The organism is Microbacterium sp. C5A9, assembly GCF_022627955.1.
In the GTDB taxonomy this organism is placed as follows: Bacteria; Actinomycetota; Actinomycetes; order Actinomycetales; family Microbacteriaceae; genus Microbacterium.
In genome coordinates this window covers 122914-145816 of record NZ_JABXGD010000003.1, presented here as the reverse complement: position 1 = coordinate 145816, position 22903 = coordinate 122914, and the positions used below count along the sequence as shown (strand labels likewise).

The 22903-nt window shown below is 69.7% G+C and carries 20 protein-coding genes; 9 read left to right on the top strand and 11 right to left on the bottom strand.

Going from position 1 to position 22903, the window contains the following annotated elements; all coding sequences use genetic code 11:
• Positions 1 to 12 precede the first annotated feature (12 nt).
• Both murJ and HWD99_RS07370 read right to left on the bottom strand, forming a co-directional pair.
• Positions 13 to 1632: a murein biosynthesis integral membrane protein MurJ gene (gene murJ / locus HWD99_RS07375; protein ID WP_241795583.1), complete on the bottom strand. Its 1620-nt coding sequence runs from the start codon at positions 1630 to 1632 to the stop codon at positions 13 to 15.
• Complete coding sequence (locus tag HWD99_RS07370) at positions 1625 to 3835, bottom strand: DUF6049 family protein (RefSeq protein ID WP_241795582.1); 2211 nt, start codon at positions 3833 to 3835, stop codon at positions 1625 to 1627. The genes murJ and HWD99_RS07370 overlap by 8 nt, the downstream gene beginning before the upstream one ends.
• A gap of 98 nt (positions 3836 to 3933) precedes the next feature.
• Between HWD99_RS07370 and HWD99_RS07365 the strand changes: the two genes are divergently transcribed.
• The 3 genes from HWD99_RS07365 (at position 3934) to HWD99_RS07355 (ending at position 8674) form a co-directional block, all read left to right on the top strand.
• Positions 3934 to 5481 (top strand): methyltransferase, encoded by a 1548-nt coding sequence (locus HWD99_RS07365; RefSeq protein WP_241795581.1) that lies wholly within the window; start codon positions 3934 to 3936, stop codon positions 5479 to 5481.
• 29 nt (positions 5482 to 5510) lie between these two features.
• Positions 5511 to 6566, top strand: coding sequence for an LLM class flavin-dependent oxidoreductase (locus HWD99_RS07360; protein WP_241795580.1), 1056 nt, complete (start codon positions 5511 to 5513; stop codon positions 6564 to 6566).
• 128 nt (positions 6567 to 6694) lie between these two features.
• Positions 6695 to 8674: a collagen binding domain-containing protein gene (locus HWD99_RS07355; protein ID WP_241795579.1), complete on the top strand. Its 1980-nt coding sequence runs from the start codon at positions 6695 to 6697 to the stop codon at positions 8672 to 8674.
• Positions 8675 to 8700: 26 nt separating this feature from the next.
• Here HWD99_RS07355 and HWD99_RS07350 read toward each other — a convergent pair whose 3' ends face one another.
• Together HWD99_RS07350 and HWD99_RS07345 are read right to left on the bottom strand one after the other, a co-directional pair.
• Positions 8701 to 9162: an ASCH domain-containing protein gene (locus tag HWD99_RS07350; RefSeq protein WP_241795578.1), complete on the bottom strand. Its 462-nt coding sequence runs from the start codon at positions 9160 to 9162 to the stop codon at positions 8701 to 8703.
• A 53-nt stretch (positions 9163 to 9215) separates the two neighbouring features.
• Positions 9216 to 10979, bottom strand: a complete 1764-nt coding sequence (locus HWD99_RS07345; RefSeq protein WP_241795577.1) for an alkaline phosphatase family protein — start codon at positions 10977 to 10979, stop codon at positions 9216 to 9218.
• Between the two features lie 55 nt (positions 10980 to 11034).
• On the opposite strand from HWD99_RS07345, the gene HWD99_RS07340 reads away from it, so the two are divergent.
• Entirely contained in the window at positions 11035 to 11598 is a 564-nt protein-coding gene (locus HWD99_RS07340) for a hypothetical protein (protein WP_241795576.1), read from the top strand.
• A 92-nt stretch (positions 11599 to 11690) separates the two neighbouring features.
• Positions 11691 to 13118 (top strand): CCA tRNA nucleotidyltransferase, encoded by a 1428-nt coding sequence (locus HWD99_RS07335; protein ID WP_241795575.1) that lies wholly within the window; start codon positions 11691 to 11693, stop codon positions 13116 to 13118.
• Here the strand turns inward: HWD99_RS07335 and HWD99_RS07330 are convergent.
• Complete coding sequence (locus HWD99_RS07330; protein ID WP_308220691.1) at positions 13090 to 13686, bottom strand: dihydrofolate reductase family protein; 597 nt, start codon at positions 13684 to 13686, stop codon at positions 13090 to 13092. The two genes, HWD99_RS07335 and HWD99_RS07330, sit on opposite strands and share 29 nt — an antisense overlap.
• A gap of 67 nt (positions 13687 to 13753) precedes the next feature.
• On the opposite strand from HWD99_RS07330, the gene HWD99_RS07325 reads away from it, so the two are divergent.
• The gene (locus tag HWD99_RS07325; protein WP_241795574.1) at positions 13754 to 14320 is read left to right on the top strand and encodes a TetR/AcrR family transcriptional regulator; all 567 of its coding nucleotides are present in this window, start codon (positions 13754 to 13756) and stop codon (positions 14318 to 14320) included.
• Between the two features lie 88 nt (positions 14321 to 14408).
• Here the strand turns inward: HWD99_RS07325 and HWD99_RS07320 are convergent, their stop codons facing one another.
• Together HWD99_RS07320 and HWD99_RS07315 are read right to left on the bottom strand one after the other, a co-directional pair.
• Positions 14409 to 15485, bottom strand: coding sequence for a hypothetical protein (locus HWD99_RS07320; protein ID WP_241795573.1), 1077 nt, complete (start codon positions 15483 to 15485; stop codon positions 14409 to 14411).
• Entirely contained in the window at positions 15482 to 15835 is a 354-nt protein-coding gene (locus HWD99_RS07315; protein WP_241795572.1) for a PadR family transcriptional regulator, read from the bottom strand. Before HWD99_RS07315 ends, HWD99_RS07320 begins: the two co-directional genes overlap by 4 nt.
• Before the next feature lie 133 nt (positions 15836 to 15968).
• Between HWD99_RS07315 and HWD99_RS07310 the strand changes: the two genes are divergently transcribed.
• From HWD99_RS07310 to HWD99_RS07300, 3 genes are all read left to right on the top strand, one after another.
• On the top strand, positions 15969 to 17306 hold the full coding sequence (locus HWD99_RS07310) for a GAF domain-containing protein (protein ID WP_241795571.1): 1338 nt from the start codon (positions 15969 to 15971) through the stop codon (positions 17304 to 17306).
• Between the two features lie 110 nt (positions 17307 to 17416).
• Entirely contained in the window at positions 17417 to 18982 is a 1566-nt protein-coding gene (locus tag HWD99_RS07305) for an aldehyde dehydrogenase family protein (protein ID WP_241795570.1), read from the top strand.
• 79 nt (positions 18983 to 19061) lie between these two features.
• Positions 19062 to 19463 carry a DUF779 domain-containing protein gene (locus HWD99_RS07300; RefSeq protein ID WP_241795569.1) on the top strand — a complete coding sequence of 134 codons (402 nt, stop codon included), beginning with the start codon at positions 19062 to 19064 and terminating at the stop codon, positions 19461 to 19463.
• Between the two features lie 61 nt (positions 19464 to 19524).
• Here the strand turns inward: HWD99_RS07300 and HWD99_RS07295 are convergent, their stop codons facing one another.
• From HWD99_RS07295 to HWD99_RS07280, 4 genes are read right to left on the bottom strand one after another with little or no spacing between them, the layout of a single operon-like run.
• Positions 19525 to 20280: an ABC transporter ATP-binding protein gene (locus HWD99_RS07295; protein ID WP_241795568.1), complete on the bottom strand. Its 756-nt coding sequence runs from the start codon at positions 20278 to 20280 to the stop codon at positions 19525 to 19527.
• A complete protein-coding gene (locus tag HWD99_RS07290; RefSeq protein WP_241795567.1) occupies positions 20277 to 21074 on the bottom strand; it encodes an ABC transporter ATP-binding protein in 798 nt (265 codons plus the stop codon). The genes HWD99_RS07295 and HWD99_RS07290 overlap by 4 nt, the downstream gene beginning before the upstream one ends.
• Positions 21071 to 21922 carry an ABC transporter permease gene (locus HWD99_RS07285; protein WP_241795566.1) on the bottom strand — a complete coding sequence of 284 codons (852 nt, stop codon included), beginning with the start codon at positions 21920 to 21922 and terminating at the stop codon, positions 21071 to 21073. Before HWD99_RS07285 ends, HWD99_RS07290 begins: the two co-directional genes overlap by 4 nt.
• 5 nt (positions 21923 to 21927) lie before the next feature.
• A complete protein-coding gene (locus tag HWD99_RS07280) occupies positions 21928 to 22890 on the bottom strand; it encodes an ABC transporter permease (protein ID WP_241795565.1) in 963 nt (320 codons plus the stop codon).
• Positions 22891 to 22903 lie beyond the last annotated feature (13 nt).

Here is a 22903-nt window from a genome sequence, read left to right as displayed (position 1 = left end):
GCGCGAGGGGCGTCATCGCCCGGGCAGGAATCGTCGCAGCATCGATCGTGCGACCGTGAGCTCCGGAGCCCGCAGCAGGGCGAGGATGCCGACGTAGACGACCACCACGGCCGCGCCGATGATGCACGTGCCGAGCGCTCCCTGGATCTTGTCGGCGGTCGTCCATCCGTCGGGTCCGCCGAGGAGCAGGAACACCCCCCAGCCCGCGAAGCCCGCGGGGACGGCGGCGACGGCGAAGCGGAGGACGGCGGCCATCCACGTGCGGATCTGCAGTCCGCCGATCTTGCGGTGCAGCAGCCAGACGGCGATGACGGTCTGGATGGTGCTGGCGATCGACTGACCGAGCGCGATGGTGGCCGCCAGGGAGGTGATCGCGATGACGTCGGCGGCGAGCAGCCACTGCGCGACGAACGCGCTGACCACGACGAGGGCGCACTGGAAGAGCGTGAACCAGAACGGCGTGCGGGTGTCGCCGTAGGCGTAGAAGGTGCGTTGCACGATGAACAGGATGGTCAACGGCACGAGGCACACGAGGAAGCAGACCAGCACGAGCGCGGCCTCTGACGCATCGGACGCCGCATTCGTGAACACCCGCGACGCGGGGATCGCGGCTGCGGCGACTGCGGCGACGGCGGCGGCGATGAAGAAGAGCAGGGTGCGGATGCTCTGCGCGATGTCCGCGCGCACCTCGGCGTCGCGACCGGCGGCCGCGTGCTCGCTGATCTGGGTGAAGTAGGGGGTGCCGATGGACAGCACGATGATCGAGTACGGCAGCATGAAGATCAGCCACGCGTACTGGAACGTCGCGACCGAGGCACCCTGCCCCGAGGCGTCGATGAGGATCTGCGTCTGGACGAGGCCAGCGATCAGGCTCGCGAGCGCCATGAGGAACGTCCAGCCGGCGAGCTTTCCGACGGCGCCCAGACCCACACCGCGCCAGCGGAAGTCGGGTCGGAGCGCGAGTCCGGTCCGGCGCCAGAAGATGAGCAGGATCGCCGCCTGGATCACGATGCCGAGCGTCGCCGTGCCGCCGAGGGCGGCGATCATGCCGGGCGTCCAGTCGTCGATGCGGGTGAGCGGTCCTCCGAAGAGCGCGCCGACGATCAGGAACCCGATGATCGAGACGACGTTGTTGACGACGGGGGCCCACGTGAAGGGACCGAAGATGCGGCGGGCGTTCAGCGCCTCGCCGAGCAGCGCGTACAGCCCGTAGAAGAGGATCTGCGGCATGCACCAGTACGCGAAGGCGGTGGCGAGGGCGAGGAACTCCGGAGACCCCTTGGCGCCCGCGTAGAGGCTCACGAGCCAGGGAGAGGCGACGGTGGCCACGCCCGTGATGATCACGAGCACGACGGTGCCGAGGGTGAAGAGCTTGGAAATGAACGCGTTGCCGCCGTCGGCATCGGCGGCGGCCTTGACGATCTGCGGGATGATGACCGCGGTCAGCACGCCGACCGAGATCAGCGAGAACACGTTGTTGGGCAGCTGGTTGGCGATCGCGAACGCATCGGCCGCACCCGCACCGACCGAGCCGATCACGCCGACGAGCACGATCGTCCGCAGCAGACCCGTGACGCGGGAGATGAGCGTTCCTGCGCCGATCAGTGCGCTGGCGCGCCCGAGACTACTCATTCGACTCCTTGTGCGGGGCGGGGGCCGCCTCGGCATCGTGCGATCCGTCGGTGTCGGCCTCTGCCTCAGCCTCTGCCTCAGCCTCTGCCTCTGCCTCTGCGACTGCATCGAGGTCGGCCTCCGCATCGGCGATCTCCGCCGCCTCGCGACGTTTGCGCGTGACGGTGCGGATGATGCCCAGTCCGAGCAACAGCACGATGAGGCCGCCGAACACCGCGAGGCCGATGGTCTCCCATTCGGCGCGCACGGCGACGCGCACGGTCTCGGGCTGACTGATCGGCACGCCGGTCGGGCTCGAGAGTTCGAGGCGCAGACTCACCTCGCCGCTGCCCACGCGTGCTGAGACCGGTACCTTGACGCGCGCTGTGGTTCCCGCCTGCACCACCCACGGGGTGACGGGCTCGACGTCGAGGCGCGCGTCGCTCGGATAGACCGAGAGGCGGATGTTGACCGGCCACGGCAGGTCGTTGCGCACCGAGAACGGCAGGTCGGCATTCGCCGAGAGCAGCTGGATCGTGCTCGCGGGGGGAATGTCGACCGCGTCGAGGGTGTCCTGCGTGGCGTCGTGCACGGAGGCGACGGCCGTGGCGAAGGCGTTGTCGCTGAGACCGACCCCGGTCGCTCGCAGGATCTGGATGCGCTTGGGGCTCAGCAGCACCTGCGGGTCGTCGAGGATCGTCGCGAACTGCGTGAGCGTGGGCTCGCTGTCGAGCATCGTGCGCAGCGATGCCGCGCGGGCGTCGTCGGCCTCGCTCGTGAGCGTCGAGGGGGCTGCCGGAGACGCCTCGAGCGCGCCGAGACCGAAGCCGAGGGAGTCGACGGCCGTGATGCTCTCTCGGAGAGCATCATCCGATCGGGTCTCATCACGGTCGAGCGCGACGAGCAGAGGGGCGAAGCCGTTCGAGTGACCCGACAGATAGAGATGAGCGTTCGCCTCGGCGAGTGAACTCTGTCGCGTGGCCTGATCGTCTTCTCCTGCTGCGTCGGACAGCGCCTCGGAGGCTGCCGCATCGGAGAGGAGGACGTCGTGTCCGTCGATCGTCGCCCGCGCTCCGACCGCAGCGGCGACGGACGTCGAGGAGAGGACGGTCGTCGCACGGCCGTCGAGGTAGCTCGCGAAGGTGCTGAGATTCTCGGTCGAGACGTCGCTGCGCGGCCACAGGATGCCGGGGACCGCCTTGTCGACCGCGGTGAGCTGCTCATCGGTGGGCAGCACCGGTCCGTCGGTCGGCGTGGGGCTCGGGGTCGCCGTGGCATCCGGTCCGCCCGGTCCGGTGGGAGCCGAGGTGAAGTTGCCGGGGGTGAGGAAGGGTGAGAGGGTCGTGGGCTGCAGAAGCTCCGGCAGCCCGGCCTGCGCCTGCGCCTGGGCGTCGGCATCGCCGAACTGCAGGGCGAAGCGCTCGTTGGGGAGCTCGTCGAGCTGCACGAGCCAGTCGCGCGCGGTCTCGGGGGCTGACGAGCCGAGAACCCTGATCGCCGCCGGGATCGCGGGATCGATCGCGAGGATGGCGGAGGTGCCGGCGACGCCCTCGAGCACCGCCGTGAGATCGCCGTCGGTGCCCGTGAGCGTGGCGAGCTCATCGGCGGTGAGCAGAGCTCCGCTCGCCGGGGTCGCGGTGATCGGCACCATGACGGCGACAGGCGAGGCGGCGACGTCGGCGACGATGAGCACGGAGGCCGAGGTGACGACACCTGAGCCGCCGGACTGGGCACCGTCGGACTGCGCACCGCTCAGGCTCGCGCGCAGCGGATAGACGCCGGGCGCGAGATCGGCGAGTGCTTCGGGAGGGATGAACAGGCTCGACGTCACGGTGCCCTCGGGATCGACCGGTGCCGTGGTGTCGGCGCCGATCTCGTCGAATGATCCGGATGCCTCATCATCGGACAGCCACGCGTCGACGGCGGCATCGTCGGCGAGCGGCGTGCGGCTCACCTCGAGGACGACGCGGCCGGACGACAGTCTGGTCGTCGACTCGTTCTGCACCGTGAGCGATGCGGTCGTCGCGCTGCCGGGGGCGACGGTGCCGTGCACCCCTGCGGCGACATGCAGCGCGACCGTGGTCTCGTCATCGGAATCCGTGGCGCCGGCGGCGCTCGATGCGGCCAGACCACACGACGAGAGGGCGATCGCGAGGACGACGGAACCGCGTGCCAGGCGATGCAGGCGCGCGCGGAGGCCGAAGTCGGGGGTGGTCGCGGTCATGGAAGTCTTCCTCGAACGCCGGGTGTCCAGGCTGCTCGTGAGTGCTGACCTTGTGATTCTAGGCGTGCGCCCGCGGGAGAACGCTGAAGGCGCGTAGAGTGACGGCCGTGTCCGACACCCCCGCACCCGTTCCCGACCCGATCCTGAGCACCGCGCTCGCCGCCGATCTCGACGCGGCGGACTTCCGTTCCGAGCCCCTGCGTCGACTCTGGGGCGACGAGGCCGACGACGCGCTCGCGCGCGGCATGCGCGAGCCGATCCTGCGCGCGATCGCGGGAGACCAGAGCGTTCTCGCCACGCTCGGGCGGCTGCTGGTGCTCGGCATGGGGCAGCCGGCGGATGCCGTCGCCGAGGCGCTGCCGCGTCTCGGAGTGCCGGGTCTGGTCGCTCTGGGACTCGCCCGTGTCGAGGGCGACACGGTCGTGCCGGTGGCCCTGTTGCGCCCGCAGTCGTTCGTCGACGCCGAGGGCATCGGCGAGTGGTGGATCGCCAGCGATCTCGACGAGGTCGCCCTCGACGGCGCGCTTCCCGCCGACCACGTTCTCGGTGTGGGCGGTGCCTCCCGCACGCTGGCCGAGATCATCATGCCGATCGAGGTCGATCGTGCGCTCGACCTCGGCACCGGATGCGGCATCCAGGCGCTCCTCGTGGCTCGGCATGCCGGGGTGGTCGTGGCGACGGACATCTCCGCTCGCGCCCTCGCGTACGCCGAACTCAACGCGCAGATCAACGGCGTCTCGAACATCGACTTCCGCCTGGGCAGCATGTTCGAGCCGGTCGCCGGTGAGGCCTTCGACCTGATCGTCTCGAACCCGCCCTTCGTCATCACCCCTCGGGTCGACGGCGTGCCCGAGTACGAGTACCGCGACGGGGGACTGGTCGGCGATGCCCTCGTCGAGCAGTTCCTGCGCACAGCGCCCGACTTCCTCACCCGAGGCGGCGCCGCCCAGCTGCTGGGCAACTGGGAGTCCCGCGGCGGACAGGCCGCACTCGAGGGCAGGGCGGGCCTGGACCGCCTCTCCTCCTGGGTTCCTGCGGACCTCGATCTGTGGGTCGTGCAGCGCGAGGAGCTGTCGCCGCTCGCGTACGCCGAGCTCTGGATCCGCGACGGCGGCACCACCCCGCGGGATGCCGCGTTCACGCCTCTGCTGACGGCCTGGCTCGACGACTTCGATGCCCGAGGTGTCAGCGCGGTCGGCTTCGGGTACATCCTGGTGCGGCGTCCGCCTGAGGCATCCGCATCCGCATCCGCTCCCGCGCTCCGTCGTGTCGAGCGGGTGACGCAGCCCGTGTCGAACGTGGGCGGAGCACTGCGCGCGGGACTCGCGGCGCACGACGCGTTGGCAGGGGGACTGCCCACCACTCTCGTCACCTCGGCCGACGTCACCGAAGCCAGACACCTTCTTCCCGGCAACGACGATCCCAGCATCATCGAACTGCGCCAGGGCGGAGGCTTCGCCCGCACGATCTCAGTGGACCCTGCGCTCGCCGCGCTGGTCGGAGCCTGCGACGGAGAGCTGACCGTGATGCAGATCGCTGCGGCCCTCGCCGACCTCTTCGAGGTGCCGTTCGCCGACCTGTGGGCGAGCCTCGAGCCGCGCATCCGCCAGCTCGTGATCGACGGATTCATGCACGCGGCGGAATAGCCGACGACATTCATGCGTTCGAATACACCATGAAGGCTTTCGGATTCCTGTCGTTCGGTCACTATGCCGACGTCCACGGCTCGGCGACCCGCACCGCCGGAGACATGCTGAAGCAGACCATCGAGATCGCCGAAGGCGCCGATGAGATCGGCGTGAACGGCGCGTACGTGCGTGTGCACCACTGGGCGCGTCAGGCGGCGTCTCCGATGCCCCTGCTCTCGGCGATGGCCGCGCGCACGACGCGCATCGAGGTCGGCACCGGTGTGATCGACATGCGGTACGAGAACCCGTTCCAGTTCGCGGAAGAGGCGGCGGCGCTCGACCTGATCGCCGACGGCCGCATCGCCCTCGGCGTGAGCCGTGGTTCACCCGAGACCGCTCTGCGCGGCTACGAGACCTTCGGCTTCCATGACGAGGAGGACCCCGAGCGCGGCGGTGTGCTCGCCCGCGAGAAGTTCGACCTCTTCCTGCGTGCGATCGACGGCGAGGGCATCGCCCCGGGCGACCCTCGCATGGTCGGTGCCGGACGGTACCTCGCCATCGAGCCGCAGTCGCCGACGCTGCGCGACCACATCTGGTGGGGTTCGGGCTCGCGCTCGACCGCAGAGGAGACCGGACGCAAGGGGCTCAACATGATGAGCTCGACGCTGCTCACCGAGGCGACAGGCGTGCCGTTCCACCAACTGCAGCGCGAGCAGATCGACCTGTACCGCGCCGCGTACAAGGCGGCAGGTCACACCGGCACTCCCCGGGTCTCGGTCAGCCGCAGCGTGTTCCCGCTGGTCTCCGACATGGACCGCGCCTACTTCGGGCTGCGCAGCGAGGAGAACGGCGACCAGGTCGGCATCATCGACGGGTTCCGCTCGACATTCGGCAAGACGTACGCCGCCGAGCCCGACGTGCTCGTCAGGCAGCTGCTCGCCGACGAGGCGGTCATGGCGGCGGACACGCTCATGCTGACGATCCCGAACCAGCTCGGCCCGGAGTACAACCTGCACGTGCTCGACGCGTTCGCGAAGTACGTCGCCCCCGAGCTGGGATGGAAGCCCAACACGGAAGGGCCCGTACAGGGCGACCCGGTGTGATGTCCGTGCATCACCACGCCGCCTGCTGACCTCGGGCCGTATCGAGGGGAGACGGATGGTGGACCCGGTCAGCGCAGGGCGCGGCATCCACCCTCGCCAGGGCCGCAGTATGCCGGTACTCTGACCGCATGCGTGTGCAGAAGACCGGAGTTCTGACAGCAGTGATCGTCGCGTTCGCCGTGGTCATGGGGGCGATCCCGGCCGCAGCGGCGACCACCACGGCGTGGGCGAGCTGGCAGCCGCTGGCCGGTTCCGCCGGTGCGTACACCTCGAGCGTGCAGATCGCGGCGAATCCCGCGATCACCGCCTCCATCTCGAGCGATTCGCGAGGCGGACAGGTGGGGCTCGTCTCGGGAGCCAGCACCTGGCTCGCCGAGGGCACCCCCGTGGGAGCGAAGTACGGCAGCAGCCAGAACCAGCAGTATCTGAACCTGCGCCCGAAGGCCGACAACTCGACGAGTCCGTCGACGACCACCTACTCCTTCGCATCGCCGACGCCCACCTCGGGATGGACGTTCGTCGTCGGCGACATCGACGCGGATGCTGTGCGCATCGAGGCCACCGGTCCCGACGGGCAGGCCCTCACCGCCGAGCAGATCGGCTTCCGCGGCGGATTCAACTACTGCGCGCCCGGCACGGCGGGCAAGCCCTCGTGCACCGGCAGCGCAGACGACGTCCCGAGCTGGGATGCCGGCACGCTGACCCTCACCGGCAACGCCGGAGCCGTCGACACGAGCGGCTCCGCGGCGTGGTTCGAGCCGGCGGCGCCGATCAGCACTCTCTCCCTCATCTTCATCCGCCGTTCCGGCTTCCCCGTGTACCAGACGTGGTTCGCCTCGATCGCTCGGGACATCACCGGAGCGGTCGTCGACCAGACGACCGGACCGCTCCAGGGAGTCGAGCTGACTCTCGTCGACGGCAACGGCGCGGTGGTCGGCACGACCACCACCGGAGCCGACGGCTCCTATGCGTTCCCCGGCTTCGTCGCCACCGACGGCTACACGGTCCGCGCGACCGCTCCCGCAGGCACGATCGCGGTGGGCGCCCCCGAGCTGCCCGTGGATCTCACCGAGGCCGACGGTGTCGCGGACTTCACCGTGCGCGACATCGTGCCCGTGGAGGTGTCGGGCCGCGTCGTCGACGATGAGGCACAGCCCGTGCCCGACGTGACGGTCGAGATCCCCGGTGTCGGGGAGGTGACGACCGATGAGGGCGGCGTGTACGTGTTCGACGAGGTTCCCGTCGGCGAGCACACGGTGGTGGTGACCCCGCCGCCCGGGTTCACGATCGACGTTCCCGTCGTACCCGTGGTGGTTTCGGAGGACAGCGAGGAGCCGATCGGGATCGAGGACTTCGTCCTCGTCGAGAACCCCACCCTGACCGGAGTCGTGCAGTCGAACGGCGAGGGGCTCCCGGGAGTCGTCGTGACCGCCGACACCGCCGGAGTGCCGCCGGTGACCACCGTGACCGACGCCGAAGGCGTCTACACGTTCCCGCGCATCCCGGCGGGGGAGTACGTGATCTCGATCACCGTGCCCGACGGATTCATCGCGACCGGCCCCACGTCGTTCGTCCAGAACGTCACCGACGATGACGTGGCCGACGTCGAGTTCGCGCTCGCTCGCCCTGGTGCGATCGACGGGACCGTGCTCACCGACGCCGGGGTGCCGGTCGGCGGGGTCGCCGTGACCATCGACGGTCCCGACGGACGCGAGCAGCTCACGACCGATGCGGAGGGCAACTACGGTCTCGGTGGGCTGCCGCCCGGCACGTACACGATCACGATCGCCGCACCGTCGGGGAGCACCGTCGTCGGTGAGAGCTCCCGCACCGTCGTGATCACGGCCGCCGGAGAGGCCTTCGTCGATCAGGACTTCACGCTCGAGGCCCTGGTCGTCCCGACGCCCACGCCGACCCCGACGGACCCCCCTGCGGAGCCGGTGAGGCCGCCCGGTTCCGGGTCTGGGGCGCTCCCCGCGACGGGTCTCGGACCCGAGACGGTGACGTGGGGTGCCGTCGGTGCCGGCGTCCTGGTTCTCGGAGCGGGACTGTTCGCCTTCTCCCGGCGACGTGCCGGCAGCGGGACGCGGGACTCCGACGCCGAGTGACGACGGATCCGGTGACCTGATGCGCGTCAGCGCGGATGGATGACGCGGAACCGCTCGCAGACCACGGGCATGTCCGGGGCGAAGCCGCGCGGGTTCTCGGAGTGCGCGCGCCAGTACCGCTCATGGCTCGCTCGCCAGTAGTCGAGGGTGCGATCACCCTCGCCCTCGGCGCGGGCGTGTTCGGGGGTGACCTCGTCGAACGGCACGATCGAGACGTCGGTCGTCTCGATCGCTGCGCGGGGTGCACCCGACCCGTCGAGGATGATGCTGAACTCGCCCGCGTAGGGGTGAGGATCGTCGGCGGCCTCGTAGTCCCACAGCGACGATGCCGTCCCGGTCTTCACGCCGTCGAGCACGAGAGCGAGCAGGGCGTCGGCGTGGGCGGGCGTCGCCCCGAAGGCCCATGCACCCGGCACGGTCTCGGGCAGGGAGGGGTCGTCGACGCGCACGCGCTCCCAGTACTCGGCGATGGCTGAGGTGTCGGTCATCACCCCACCCTAGAAGCGCGGGCCTCTCGCGCGCGCGTCGCCCCAGCCGCCCCTCAGCTGCCGCTCGGCGGCCCGAACAGCTCTTCGCCATGCTCGTGCAGCAGCCGGTAGGCGTCTGCGAACGTCTGCGGCTCCGGTTCGCCGGCCTTCCCGTACTTCGCGATCAGGAGACCCAGCAGCCCACGTGCGGGTGGGGTGAGCGGCTTCATCTCGGCGGGGTCGCCGGGCTTCGGCTCGGCGCGCTCGGGATTCGGCGGGGTGTAGGCGGGTGTCGTCACGGGCCAGTCGGCGGGATGCCGGGGCTGGTCGAGGTTCACGACCGAGAAGAGCGTGTTCGCCGACTGGTCTCGGTCGTTCAGCGGCTTCAGGCCGTGCAGGCGCGAGAGGGTGGCGGTGACCGAGCCGTGGTGCATCTCGTCGTGCACGATCGTGCCGCGCCTGGTGTAGGCCGACACCGCGATGGCCGGCACCCGGCATCCGAGGCGATCGAAGGTGAAGCCCATCTCCCCGGCCTCCGTGTCCTTCGTCGGCGTGGTGGCGGCAGGCGGCGGCACGTGGTCGTAGCATCCGCCGTGCTCGTCGAAGGTGATGAGCAGCAGGGTGTTGACGGCGTTCGATCCCTTCGGCGACGCGCTGGTGCGCACCGCCTCGTAGATGTCGTGGATCAGCCGGTCTCCGGCGCGCACATCGGAGATCGCGCTGTCGTACACGGGTTCGCCGTCGACGTCGCTCTCGCGCGGCGATCCGAACGGCGGGTGGAAGTCGTTGTGGTCGTAGACCATGCGCGGCTCGATGAAGGCGTATGCCGGAAGGGTGCCGTTCTTCGCGTCCGCGTAGAAGTCCTCCATGGTGCCGAAGTGCTCGGTGCGCCAGTACTTCTCGAGCACCGCTGCGTGCAGCATCCCCGTGAAGGACACGAGCTGCAGCTTGTCGATGTAGATCTTCCAGCTGACCTTCTCGTCTTCGAGGCGGTTGAACACGGTCGGCGCCGCGGGCGCGTCGAGCCACTTGCGGTACCCGCCGCCGGCCTGGTTGGTGACGAAGCCGTGAGAGGTCGAGGCGTGGAAGAACGATCTGTTGCAGAACGTCTGCGACGGGACGCCCGCGAACCAGTGGTCGAACACCGCGAACTCCGATGCCAACGTCGACAGCACCGGGAGCATCTCGGGCGAGAACGAGCCCATGATGTGGGCGGCCTCTTCCGGTTTCGGCTCTGTGCCCTTGCGCAGGCGACGGAAGTTGATGATGTAGTCCTCGAGGAACCCCGACATCGTCGCCTTCTCACCGTGGGTCGGGGCGTTGAAGGGGGCCGTCATCTGGTCGACGAACAGGTCGGCGTTGTCCTTCGGGTCGACGGTGCTGAAGATCTGGGTGTTGACGTGCGGATACTCCTCGCCCGGGTCGGGGTCGGGGAGGCTCATGATCCGGTCGGTGTCGCCGGTGTACACATGGGCGTCGACGACGGTGCCGTCGGACGCCGTGTTGCTGTGCGTGCCGAAGGCGAGACCCTCGAACTTCTCGCCCTTCGGGAGCGTGGCCGTGGAGTACAGGTATCCGAGCAGGTTGTCGAACGATCGGTTCTCGCCCATGACGACGACCAGATGGTCGAAACCGGGTTCGCTGCGCGGGGTGAGTGCTGCGAAGGGATCGGGCCCGGCCGCGAATCCCCGGCGGTCGCCACCCGCGACGCTCGCGCCGATCGCCGCGCCTCCCGCGCCGCCGACCACGGCCCCCGCGAGCGCGGCACCTCCCATCTTCAGGAAGCCGCGACGAGACGTGTCGGGTCGCGCGGGGGATTCGTTCTCTTCTGCACCCATCTGCTGATCGTAGAGCGGGGCGCGGGAGTTCTGTAGGGGAGCGGGTCAGGATCGTATGGGTTCCGTCAGCGCCGGCGAGCGGGGGGATCGCCGCGACTACAACGGAGTCATGACCTTGACCTCGGTGCTCCCCAGCCTCCGCCGCACGATCCCCGACCCACTCCGACCGGCGAAGTGGCCGGAGTACACCCACCCCACCACCGACGACGTCATCATCGCCGGAGTCTCGCTGCGTCGTCTCGTCGAACTCTGCGAGACACCGTGCGTGCACACGGCGGATGCTCTCGTGCCGGGGTCGCACTCGAAGCCGGCGCTGCGCGCCGACGCCTCGGTGGTGGTGGTGACCGTCGAGGGTGTGCACGCGGGTGACGCGGGAGAGAGAGTGGTGCTGATCGATGCCGAGCTGACGAGAGTCGTGGCGCTCTGGGAGGAGACGCGGCTGCTCGGGAGGGTGTCGACCGCTGCCGCCCGCGACGCCGTCATCCTGGGGGGAGCAGACGGCGGCACGCCGAGCGCGCGCGGCCATGCGTGCCTTCCCTCAGATCTCCGCGAGGGCGACCTGCTGGCCATCCCCTGCCGAGGCGCCGTCTGTCTGCATGACGTGCGTCTGTCTGCCTGACGTGCGCCTGGGATGAGAATCCGCCCTTCTGAGAGACGCCGATGACCACCGGGCAGAGAACGGCTCGAACGCACCCCGGTACGCTGGAAACCATGCTCAACATGGCCGACGGCCTCGTCCGTCTCGGCGCGCTCGCCGAGAATCCGGTCGTCCGCACCCTCGGTGACGCGTTCTCCGCCGCCGGGTTCGATCTCGCCGTCGTCGGCGGTCCGGTGCGCGACGCCCTGCTCGGACGACCCACTCACGATCTCGACTTCACCACGAACGCGCTGCCCGACGACATCCTCCGCATCGTCAGGCCGATCTCGACCGCGCAGTGGGACATCGGCCGCGCCTTCGGCACGATCGGCGCCCGTGTGCAGGGCGAACAGGTCGAGGTGACCACGTACCGAGCCGACAGCTACGACGGCGTGACCCGCAAGCCGACCGTCGAGTTCGGCGACACGATCGACGCCGACCTGCACCGCCGCGACTTCACGGTCAACGCGATGGCTCTCCTCGTGCCCTCGGTGAAGCTCGTCGACCCGACCGGCGGAGTCGAGGACCTCCTCGCGGGGGTCCTGCGCACCCCGGCCGACCCGCAGGTCTCGTTCGGTGATGATCCTCTGCGCATGCTGCGTGCGGCGCGCTTCAGTGCTCAGCTCGGCTTCCGCATCGACGACGCGACTTCTGAGGCGATCACCCGGCTGCGCGCGACGCTCGAGATCGTGAGTCCCGAGCGCATCCAGTCCGAACTCGTGCGGCTGATGCAGACCGACGACCCCGTGCGCGGCATCCGGGTCCTGGTCGACACCGGACTCATCGAGGAGTTCCTTCCCGAGGTGAGCGCGCTGCGACTCGAGGTCGACGAGCACCACCATCACAAGGACGTCTACGAGCACTCGCTCACGGTGCTGAGTCAGGCCATCGCGCTCGAGCACCAGCGTCATCCCGGCGCAGAGCCCGACGTGGCGCTGCGCATCGCGTCGCTGCTGCACGACATCGGCAAGCCGCGCACCCGCAAGCTCGAAGACGGCGGGGCGGTCACGTTCCATCATCACGACGTGGTCGGCTCGCGCATGGCCCGCAAGCGACTGCAGGCTCTGCGCTTCGACACCGACACGACCGATGCGGTCGCGAAGCTCATCGAGCTGCACCTGCGCTTCTTCGGCTACGCGGAGGGCGCCTGGACGGATGCCGCGGTGCGGCGCTACGTGCGCGACGCCGGCGACCAGCTCGAACGCCTGCACATCCTCACCCGTGCCGACGTCACCACCCGCAACAGGCGCAAGGCCTCGCGGCTCGCGGGCGCGTACGACGACATCGAGTCGCGGATCGCGACGCTGCGCGAGCAGGAGGAGCTCGACTCCATCCGCCCCGAGCTCGACGGAAACCAGATCCAGGCGATCCTCGGCATCGCGCCCGGACGCGAGGTCGGCGACGCGTACCGGTTCCTGCTCGAGCTGCGTCTCGACGAGGGCGTCATCGGCCCGGATGCCGCCGAGCAGCGTCTCAGGGAGTGGTGGGCCGCTCGCGGCTGAGTCCGGGCCGACGCGCGAGCTCGCTGACGACCACGCCCGACTCATAGGCGGTCGTCTCGACGAGGTCGAAGCGCTCGGGTCGATAGGGGCGGTCCCCGAACAGCGGGATGCCGGAGCCGAACAGCACGGGCTGACGCTTGAGCACGAGCCGATCGATCTCGTCGGCGAGCGTCGCGGCGAGAGCACCGCCGCCGCACAGCCAGATCGCGGAACCCTCCTCCTGCTTCAGTCGGCGCACCACGACGAGCGGGTCCTCGTCGGTCACCTCGAGGTTCTCGCCGGCCGCCGTGCGGGTGCGACTGAAGACGATCTGGCGCAGGTGCCGATAGGGACTCGGCACTCCGCCGACCGCGTAGGTGTTCCAGCCCATCAGCACGGTGTCGACCATCGAGGTGTCCTGCGTGACACCGAAGGAGGCTGCGAAGTCGGTGGGGATCGTCGCGGCGTAGCGTCGATTGATCGCCTGCATGTGGTCGCCTTCCATCAGGAAGCCGTCGTACTCTCCGCCCGGACCCGCGATGAATCCGTCGAGTGTGACGGCGACGTAATAGACGAGTTCTCGCATCATCTCTCCAATCACTACATCTGTCGCAGTTAACGTACAACAGGCGTAGTGATCGCGCTAGGGTGTCGTCATGGCGAAGAACGACTCCCGAAGACGACACCTCGCGGATGCAGGACTCGCCGTGCTCGCGCAGGAGGGGTCGCGCGGACTCACGCATCGCGCGGTGGATGCCGCCGCCGAGGTTCCGACCGGCACCACGTCGAACTACTTCCGCAGCAGGCGGGCTCTGCTCGAGGGGCTCGTCGAGCGGATCGGGGAGCGCCTGGCACCCTCCGAAGAAGATCTGCGCAGGCGGGAGAGCGCCGAGCCCGGCCCCCCGCTGTTCGCCGATTACGTGCGAGACATCGTCCGACGGCTCATGGCCGACCGCGACGTCACGCTCGCCCTGTTCGAGCTGCGGCTGGAGGCCGCGCGCCGCCCCGAGGTCGCCGCCGTGCTCGGAGCGTGGCAGCGGGCCGGCTTCGATGCGGACGTGGCGTTCAACACCGCGGCCGGGCTACCCGGCGGTCGGCGGGAGATCGCCCTCTTCCACTACGCGATCGACGGGTTGCTGCTCGATCGGCTGACCGCGCCCATCGACCCCGACTCGTCGACGGACGACGCGATCGACGCCCTCGTCGCGGGGCTGCTGCGCTGAGCGGGTTCGCCCGCGTCGGTGGACTGTCGCAGGGCCTCCCGCACCAGGTGCGTGATGTCTATCGAGATGATGCGCTCGTCCATGGCGGTCACGGAGCCGGTGTCTCGGTCGGCGACGGCGCCGCCTCGTCTGCGGGCGACGGCGTCGGCGAGGGCGTCGGGTTCGCCGCGTCGATGCTCGGAGCCTTCTGGAAGGGCGGCTCGGGACGCTTGATCGCCGACAGGTCCGGCTGATACGTGTCGAAATCGAGGTCGGTCTCGTCGAGAGGATAGATGTTCCAGATCGGCTTGCCCCGGTAGTCGTCGACGGGGATGGTCACCTGCAACCCGTCGTCCTGCGGCCCGACCTCGATCGCGACGTTCGCATCGGTGTAGATGACCTGTCCACCGTTCGCCCCGTACAGATTGAGCGGCGTGCCCTTGCCGGTGAAGAGCTGCACCTGGTCGATCGGGTTGCCTTCGGCGTCGAAGGCGAAGATGTTGTTGATCTGCACGCCGTCGAGGCGCAGGCCGCTCTGCAGTCCGTACTCGTCGCCGACGTACTCGACTCGCGGTGTGAAAGCGGCGGGCAGCGTGATGACGAGAGCGATGAGCGCCACGACGCTCGACACGGTGCGAATGTGGCGGAGTGCGTTCTTGGGGAGCCACTGGCCGCGCCCCCACTGCACGCTCACGACCGCGAGCACCGCGACAGCGCCCCATTCGAGCGCTGTGTCGGGAATCATCCAATGGTCGAGGGCTCCCCCGTTGCCCACCTTCGTGATGATCACGGCCAGGACGACGACGTAGATGCCGTAGCCGCGCAGCACCCACCACACCGGACGCAGCACGAGCAGCAGATCGAGCACCCATGCCCCGATCGCGCTGCGCCGGATGCCCTGCGCCGTGCGGTCGCGCCAGCCCCGGATCCGCGCGCCGAGGGGCGCTCGCCGCCGCGTCTCGGTCCGTGGGGGAAGCCCTGCGGCTGTTCGCAGCTCTTCGGCATACGCGGCCGGGTCTCCGACATCGAGGACGCCGTCGTTGTCTGCCGCCTGGTCGGTGAGATCGGCGGCGAGACCGCTGACGATCTCGTCGAGCTCGTCGGCGGGCAGATCGTCGAGATGGGCGCGGACCGCGGCGGCGAAGGAGCGGATCTGCTCGTCGAGCGTGACGGCGGTGTCGTTCATCGGGTCTCTCCGATCGTGGTGGGTCCGGCGGTGTCGGTCGAGAGCAGGGCTGACATCGCGCCGGCGAAGTCGAGCCAGGTGACGGTCTGGGATTCCAGCGCCGCGCGACCCTGAGGATTGATCGCGTAGTACTTGCGGTGCGGGCCGCCCTCGGAGGGGACGACGTAGCTCGAGAGGCTGCCGGCCGCGTACAGGCGCCGCAGGGTTCCGTAGACCGAGGCGTCGCCGACGTCGCCGAGGCCGGCGTCCCTCAGCCGGCGCACGATGTCGTAGCCGTACCCGTCTTCCGCACGCAGCACCGCGAGCACGGCCACGTCGAGCACGCCCTTGAGCAGTTGGGTGGTGTCCATCGGACCTCCTTTGATGCACTGCACACTACCACGCAGTGCACAGTAGTGCGTGGTGTGTATTTCCGGCGCGCCGGATCGGGGTGTCGTCGGCGGCATCCGACTCCTATGCTGAGATCACGCTCCACCGACGACGATGGGAGAGGCCGTGGTCGGGTCGTGGCAGGAGTCACGCGCAGGTTCGCCGGGTGCATCCCGGCTGCTGATCGAGCGTGCACACGAAGAGCTCATCGCCGGCAATCTCGACGACCAGCGGCTGCTGCAGGTCCGTCCGCTCGTACGCGAGTCCTGGGTCCGCTCCTGGCGTGGACGAGTGGGTCCCGAGGGGGCTCCGCGGGTCGAGCTCGACAGCGACGAGCTCGAGGCCTATCGGCGCGCGCATCCGCTCGCCTCCGCGATGGAGATGATCCGCACGCTCCTGCTGCCCGGCGAATCCGAAGACTCCGGCGTGGTCATCGCCGTCGGCGATCACGCCGGACGCCTGCTGTGGATCGAGGGCGACCGGCAGCTGCGATCGCTGACCGAGGGGATGGGCTTCGTCGCCGGAGCGAACTGGGCCGAAGATGCCGTCGGCACGACCGCACCCGGAACCGCGCTGACCCTCGGGCAGTCCGTGCAGATCCGCGGCGCGGAGCACTACAACCGCCTCGTGCACCCGTGGTCGTGCACCGCGGCACCTGTCCGCGATCCCGAGACGCGCCGGGTTCTCGGCGTGATCGACATCACCGGCGGAGACGAGGCCGTGTCGACGCAGGCCCGTCTGCTGGTCGACGCGACCGCCCGCGCCGTGGAGTCGGAGCTGATGGTCGCCCGGCTGCGTGAGCGCACGGACACCCGTCGATCGACCCTGATCACCTCCCGCGCCAAGCCGACCGCCCGAGCGACCCTGCACGTGCTCGGTCGAGACCGCGCGCGCCTCGAGGTCGAGACCGAGCTCGAGGAATCGATGATCGAGCTCAGCGCCCGCCACGCGGCGATCCTGCTCATGCTCGCCGTGCACCGTCAGGGCCTGTCGGCCGAGCGGCTCGCGGAGCTCGTCTACGGCGATGAGGGGTCCCCCGACACCCTTCGGCCCGAGATGGTGCGCCTGCGCAAGGTGCTCGAGAAGCACGCACCGGGCCTGGTCCCCGAGTCGCGTCCCTACCGACTGCCCGTGCCGCTCGAGACCGACGCGCACGACGTGCTCTCGCTGCTCGACCGCGGCGCCCATCGCGTCGCCCTGACCTCGTACCGCGGACCGGTGCTGCCCGAATCGACCTCGCCGGGGGTGGAGGACTTCCGCGAGGGGGTGCGCGGGGCACTGCGCGAGGCGATGCTGTCGGAGGCGAGCCTGGACGTGCTGCTCGCCTATGGGGAGATCCCCGAGGGCCAGGGGGATGCCGAGGCGCTGCGCCTCGCCCTGGAGATGCTGCCGGCGCGGTCGCCGAAGCGCGCCGGTCTGGTGGCCCGGATCGAGCGCATCGAAGCCGGCTGACCCCGCGCAACTGCCCGCAACGTTGCGCATCCTGGCGCAACGTCGCGCGACGTACCGTCGACCCATCAGCCGCACGGCATCGGAGCCGCGGCCCGTCGAAGGAGTCACCGATGACCATCGTCGAAGAAGACGTGTCCACCGCACCCGCATCCGCCGCTTACGCCGCTCCCGGCCAGAAGGGCGCCATCGCGAACTACCGCCCCCGGTACGGGCACTACATCGGCGGGGAGTTCGTCGATCCGGTCAAGGGGCAGTTCTTCGACAACGTCAGCCCGGTGACCGGCAAGCCGTTCACCGAGGTGGGTCGAGGCACCGTCGAAGACATCGACCGCGCGGTCGACGTCGCCTGGAAGGCCTTCGCGAGCTGGGGCAAGACCAGCCCCGCCGAGCGCTCGGTGATCCTCAACAGGATCGCCGACCGCATCGAGCAGCACCTCGAGGAGATCGCCGTCGCCGAGACCTGGGAGAACGGCAAGCCCGTGCGCGAGACGCTCGCCGCCGACATCCCGCTCGCGGTCGATCACTTCCGCTACTTCGCCGGTGTGCTCCGTGCGCAGGAGGGCGGCATCAGCCAGCTCGACGAGAACACGGTCGCGTACCACTTCCATGAGCCCCTCGGCGTGGTCGGCCAGATCATCCCGTGGAACTTCCCGATCCTCATGGCCGTGTGGAAGCTCGCGCCGGCGCTCGCCGCAGGCAACTGCGTCGTCATCAAGCCGGCGGAGCAGACTCCGGCATCCCTGCTGTTCCTCTTCGACATCATCGGCGACCTGCTGCCGGCCGGTGTCGTGAACATCGTCAACGGGTTCGGCATCGAGGCGGGCGCTCCGCTCGCGCAGCACAAGCGCATCCGCAAGGTCGCCTTCACGGGGGAGACCACGACGGGTCGGCTGATCATGCAGTACGCGTCGCAGAACCTCATCCCCGTCACGCTCGAACTCGGAGGCAAGAGCCCGAACGTGTTCTTCGAGGACGTCGCCCGCGACACCGCCGACCCCTTCTACGACAAGGCGCTCGAAGGCTTCACGATGTTCGCGCTGAACCAGGGCGAGGTCTGCACCTGCCCCTCTCGCGCGCTCATCCAGCGGTCGATCTACGACGGCTTCCTCGCCGACGGACTCGCACGGGTCGGCAAAGTCGTGCAGGGCAACCCGCTCGACCCCGCCACGATGATCGGGGCTCAGGCGTCGAACGATCAGCTGGAGAAGATCCTCAGCTATATCGACATCGGCACGCAGGGTGGCGCGCGGCTGCTCACGGGTGGGGAGCGCGTCGACCTCGGCGGCGACCTCAGCGAGGGCTACTACGTGGCTCCCACCGTGTTCGAGGGCACGAACGACATGCGCATCTTCCAGGAGGAGATCTTCGGTCCGGTGCTCTCGGTCACCTCGTTCGACGACTTCGACGATGCGATCTCGATCGCGAACGACACCCTCTACGGCCTGGGCGCGGGGGTGTGGAGCCGCAGCGGCGACACCGCCTACCGAGCAGGACGGGCGATCGAGGCCGGCCGCGTCTGGACCAACACGTACCACCAGTACCCGGCGCACGCCGCGTTCGGCGGGTACAAGCAGTCGGGAGTGGGACGCGAGAACCACAAGATGATGCTCGACCACTACCAGCAGACCAAGAACCTCCTGGTCTCGTATGCAGAGGGCCCGATGGGCTTCTTCTGAGTTCGACCCCGGGCGGGCGCTGCACCCTCAGCGCCCGCCCGGCACCATCTGCTCCGAAGACTGCAGGAAGGCACGAACCATGGTGAGCATCGGCACCTACCAGCGGGTCGACGTGACGGATGCCGCGGCATCCCTCGTCCGCGATCTCACCGTGCAGCACGGACCGCTGATGTTCCATCAGTCGGGCGGATGCTGCGACGGCTCGTCGCCCATGTGCTACCCCGTGGGCATGTTCATCACCGGCCCCGGCGACGTGCTGCTGGGCGCGCTCGACGTCGGGCTCGACGCCCCGGTCGAGGTCTTCATGTCGGAGTCGCAGTTCGAGTACTGGAAGTACACGCACCTGACGATCGACGTCGTTCCGGGCCGCGGTGCCGGGTTCTCGGTCGAGGGCCCGACGGGGATGCGATTCCTGATCCGCTCGCGGATGCTGAACGACGCGGAGCTGGAGTACTTCGGGTTGGCGGGATCGGCAGGCTGAGGGACGAGCAGCCTGAGATCAGGGTGGATACAGGCCAGACGTCGGGCGGCCTCGCCCGTCGTCAGCGGGGCAGGCGCGGAACCGCGTCGACCAGCGCGCGCGTGTACGGGTCCTGCGGGGCGTGCAGCACGGATGCCGTGGAGCCCTGCTCGACGACCCGCCCGTTCTGCAGCACCACCGTGCGGTCGCAGGCCGAGGCGATCGCGGTGAGGTCGTGCGAGACCATCACGAGCGACAGGCCGTTCTCGCGGCGCAGGCGGTCGAGCAGCCCGAGCACCTGCACGCGGGTGGTGACGTCGAGGGCGCTGACCGGCTCGTCGGCGAGCAGCACCCGAGGACGCGACACCACGGCCCGCGCGATCGCGATGCGCTGGCGCTGCCCGCCCGAGAATTCGTGCGGGTAGCGGCGAGCGGTGTCGGCGGGAAGCCCGACCGACTCGAGCGCTTCGGCGATGCGGCGCTGGGCGTCGGCTCCGGAGGCGAGGCCGAGCGAGCGCAGCGGCTCGCCGATGATGCGGTCGATGCGCTGACGGGGGTCGAGCGACGAATACGGGTCTTGGAACACGGGCTGCACGCTCGCCCGGAAACGTCGCATCTGCGCGCGATCGCGCAGCGAGAGTGGAGTTCCCTCGAACAGCACCTGGCCGTCACGCGGTGCCGAGAGGCCGAGCAGCAGCCGGAGGATCGTCGACTTGCCCGCGCCCGATTCGCCGACGAGGCCGAGCGAGTCGCCCTCGTCGAGGCTCAGCGAGACGTCGTCGAGCACGCGCCGCGATCCGTAGGCGAACCCGGCGGCGCGCAGTTCGAGCAGGCTCATGCGCCGGCCTCCCGGGCGTCGAGGAACGCATCGAGCGCGCGGGCGCTGTCGACCAGCATCCGCGTGTACGGTTCGGCCGGGTTCTGCAGGACCTGCGTCACCGGGCCCTCTTCGACCACGAGGCCGTCGCGCAGCACCACGATGCGCTCGACCATGCGCGACACCACCGCGAGGTCGTGACTGATGAACAGCAGCGCCATGCCGCGCTCGGCGACCAGGCGCTCGAGAAGAGCGAGCACGTCGTTCTGCACGGTGACGTCGAGCGCGGTGGTCGGCTCATCCGCGATGAGCAGCCGGGGCTGGGCGGCGAGGGCGATCGCGATCGCGACGCGCTGGCGCTGTCCGCCCGAGAGCTCATGCGGATACGCGCGCGCGATGCGCGGATCGGCGAGCGCGACCTCGTCGAGCGCCGCCGCGACGGCAGAACGCAGCTCGGCACCGCGCAGCCCGAGGTGGCGCCGCAGCGGTTCGGCGATCTGGCGGCCGACCCTCATGAGCGGATCGAGCGCGGTGAGCGGCTCCTGGAAGACGATCTGCGCAACGGGTCCGCGCAACGGCCTCAGATCGGCATCCCGTGTGCCCACCACCTGGTGCCCGTCGAGCAGCACCGATCCGGCGACGACGAGCGCATCCGGCAGCAGGCCCGTCACGGCGAGCGAGGTGAGCGACTTGCCCGACCCCGACTCGCCGATCAGCCCCAGGCGCTCGCCGGGGTCGAGCGAGAACGAGACATCGCGCACGAGGGCACCGGATGTCGAGCGGATCGTGAGACCCGAGACCTCGAGAATGCTCATCGGCTCCTCCTGCGGGTCGGGTCGGCGAGGTCGCGCAGGCCGTCGGCGAGGAAGTTCACTCCGAGCACGAGGGCGATGATGGCGATGCCGGGCGCGATCGCGCCGACGGGAGCGGTGAGCACGGTGCCCTGAGCCTCCTGCAGCATGCGACCCCACGAGGCGTTGGGCGGCGGAGCGCCGAGACCGAGGTACGACAGGCTCGCCTCGGCGAGCACCGCGGCGCCGAACTGCAGCGCGAGGCTCACGGCGAGAGTCGGCGCGATGTTGGGCAGCACGTGCTGGGCGACGATGCCGAGCACGCTCGTGCCGCTCGTGCGCGCCGCGGTGACGAACTGCTCCTGCAGTACGCGGCGCGACAGGATGCGGGTGAGACGGGCGACGACCGCCGACATCGCCAGGCCGATCGCGAGCACGGCCGACCACAGCGACGCGCCCTGCACCGCGACGACGAGCATCGCGAGCAGCAGCACGGGGAAGGCGATCACGACGTCGAGCCCCGCAGAGAGGGTGTCGTCGACCCAGGGGCGGGAGAACGCGGCGATGAGCCCGATGATGGTGCCGAGCACGGCCGCGATCGCGACGGAGCAGGTGCCGACGATGAGGGCGATCCGGGCGCCCCACATGAGCTGCGACAGCAGATCGCGTCCGAGCCGATCGGTGCCGAGCAGGTGCAGGGCGCTGGGGCCCTCGAGACGGCTGCCACTGGTGTCGGCGAGCGGGTACGGCAGCCAGAACAGCGAGACGAGCGCGGTCAGCACGACGAGCCCCGTGAGCACGAGTCCGATCAGCAGGGTCGCCTTCGGGCGGCGCCGCGCGGGGACGGATCCGGTGATCAGCTGCTCGGCCACGCGGCTCACCTGTTGCCCGAGACGCTCGTGCGCAGACGCGGATCGATCAGGCGCTGCACGATGTCGGCGGCGAACCCGACGAGCAGCACGAACAGGGTGCTGACGACGAGCACCCCCTGGATGACCTGGAAGTCGTGCTGCTCGATGGCCGACAGCAGCAGGCTGCCGAGGCCGGGGAGCGTGAAGACGCTCTCGACCACCACGGCGCCGAGCAGCGTGGTGGAGAGCTCGATGCCGAGGATCGCGACGACGGGCACGGCGCCGTTGCGCACGCCGTGACGCACGAGCGCCTCGGCCATGCCCGAGCCTCCGGCGCGAGCGGTGCGCAGGTAGTCGCTGCCCAGCACGTCGAGCGTGGCGGAGCGCACGTAGCGGCTGAGGGACGCGCTCATGACGATCACGATCGTGATCACCGGCAGCGCGAGCGAACGCAGGGCGTCGGCGGGGTCCTCCCAGTCGTCGCGCGGGAACCCGCCGGACGGCAGCAGTCCGAGGCCGAGGGCGAAGATCCAGACGAGGACGACGCCGACCCAGAAGACGGGCACGGCGACGCCGAGCTGCGCGAAGCCCGAGAGTGCGACGCCGTACCAGCGGTCGGCCTTGACCGCGGCGGTGATGCCGATCACGAGCGAGACGAGCAGGGCGGCGATGAAGGCGATCAGTGTGAGCGGAAGGGTCACGGCGAGGCGATCGGCGATGTCGGGGCCGACCGGACGCGAGCTCAGGAAGGACTCACCGAGATCGAAGCGCAGGAGCTGCCCCGCCCAGGTCGTGAACTGCTGCAGGAGAGGCTGATCGGAGCCGACCTGGGCGCGGGCGGCGGCGATCTGCTCGGGGGTCGCGTTGACCGAGAGCAGGGCGTTCGCCGGGTCGCCGGGCAGCAGTCGCAGCAGCACGAAGATCGCGATCATCGCGACGACGAGCGACACCACGAGGAACGCGAGGCGGCGCAGCAGATAGGCGAGCATGAGTTCTCAGGTT

Bases quoted from the DNA above. Each gene is read 5' to 3' on its own strand.
- HWD99_RS07335 (WP_241795575.1), top strand. From the start codon at position 11,691: ATGCTCAACATGGCCGACGGCCTCGTCCGTCTCGGCGCGCTCGCCGAG.
- HWD99_RS07320 (WP_241795573.1), bottom strand. From the start codon at position 15,485: ATGAACGACACCGCCGTCACGCTCGACGAGCAGATCCGCTCCTTCGCC.
- HWD99_RS07345 (WP_241795577.1), bottom strand. From the start codon at position 10,979: ATGGGTGCAGAAGAGAACGAATCCCCCGCGCGACCCGACACGTCTCGT.
- HWD99_RS07280 (WP_241795565.1), bottom strand. From the start codon at position 22,890: ATGCTCGCCTATCTGCTGCGCCGCCTCGCGTTCCTCGTGGTGTCGCTC.
- HWD99_RS07300 (WP_241795569.1), top strand. From the start codon at position 19,062: ATGGTGAGCATCGGCACCTACCAGCGGGTCGACGTGACGGATGCCGCG.
- HWD99_RS07350 (WP_241795578.1), bottom strand. From the start codon at position 9,162: ATGACCGACACCTCAGCCATCGCCGAGTACTGGGAGCGCGTGCGCGTC.
- HWD99_RS07355 (WP_241795579.1), top strand. From the start codon at position 6,695: ATGCGTGTGCAGAAGACCGGAGTTCTGACAGCAGTGATCGTCGCGTTC.
- HWD99_RS07325 (WP_241795574.1), top strand. From the start codon at position 13,754: ATGGCGAAGAACGACTCCCGAAGACGACACCTCGCGGATGCAGGACTC.
- murJ (WP_241795583.1), bottom strand. From the start codon at position 1,632: ATGAGTAGTCTCGGGCGCGCCAGCGCACTGATCGGCGCAGGAACGCTC.
- HWD99_RS07330 (WP_308220691.1), bottom strand. From the start codon at position 13,686: ATGATGCGAGAACTCGTCTATTACGTCGCCGTCACACTCGACGGATTC.
- HWD99_RS07295 (WP_241795568.1), bottom strand. From the start codon at position 20,280: ATGAGCCTGCTCGAACTGCGCGCCGCCGGGTTCGCCTACGGATCGCGG.
- HWD99_RS07340 (WP_241795576.1), top strand. From the start codon at position 11,035: ATGGGTTCCGTCAGCGCCGGCGAGCGGGGGGATCGCCGCGACTACAAC.
- HWD99_RS07370 (WP_241795582.1), bottom strand. From the start codon at position 3,835: ATGACCGCGACCACCCCCGACTTCGGCCTCCGCGCGCGCCTGCATCGC.
- HWD99_RS07315 (WP_241795572.1), bottom strand. From the start codon at position 15,835: ATGGACACCACCCAACTGCTCAAGGGCGTGCTCGACGTGGCCGTGCTC.
- HWD99_RS07290 (WP_241795567.1), bottom strand. From the start codon at position 21,074: ATGAGCATTCTCGAGGTCTCGGGTCTCACGATCCGCTCGACATCCGGT.
- HWD99_RS07360 (WP_241795580.1), top strand. From the start codon at position 5,511: ATGAAGGCTTTCGGATTCCTGTCGTTCGGTCACTATGCCGACGTCCAC.
- HWD99_RS07310 (WP_241795571.1), top strand. From the start codon at position 15,969: ATGGGAGAGGCCGTGGTCGGGTCGTGGCAGGAGTCACGCGCAGGTTCG.
- HWD99_RS07305 (WP_241795570.1), top strand. From the start codon at position 17,417: ATGACCATCGTCGAAGAAGACGTGTCCACCGCACCCGCATCCGCCGCT.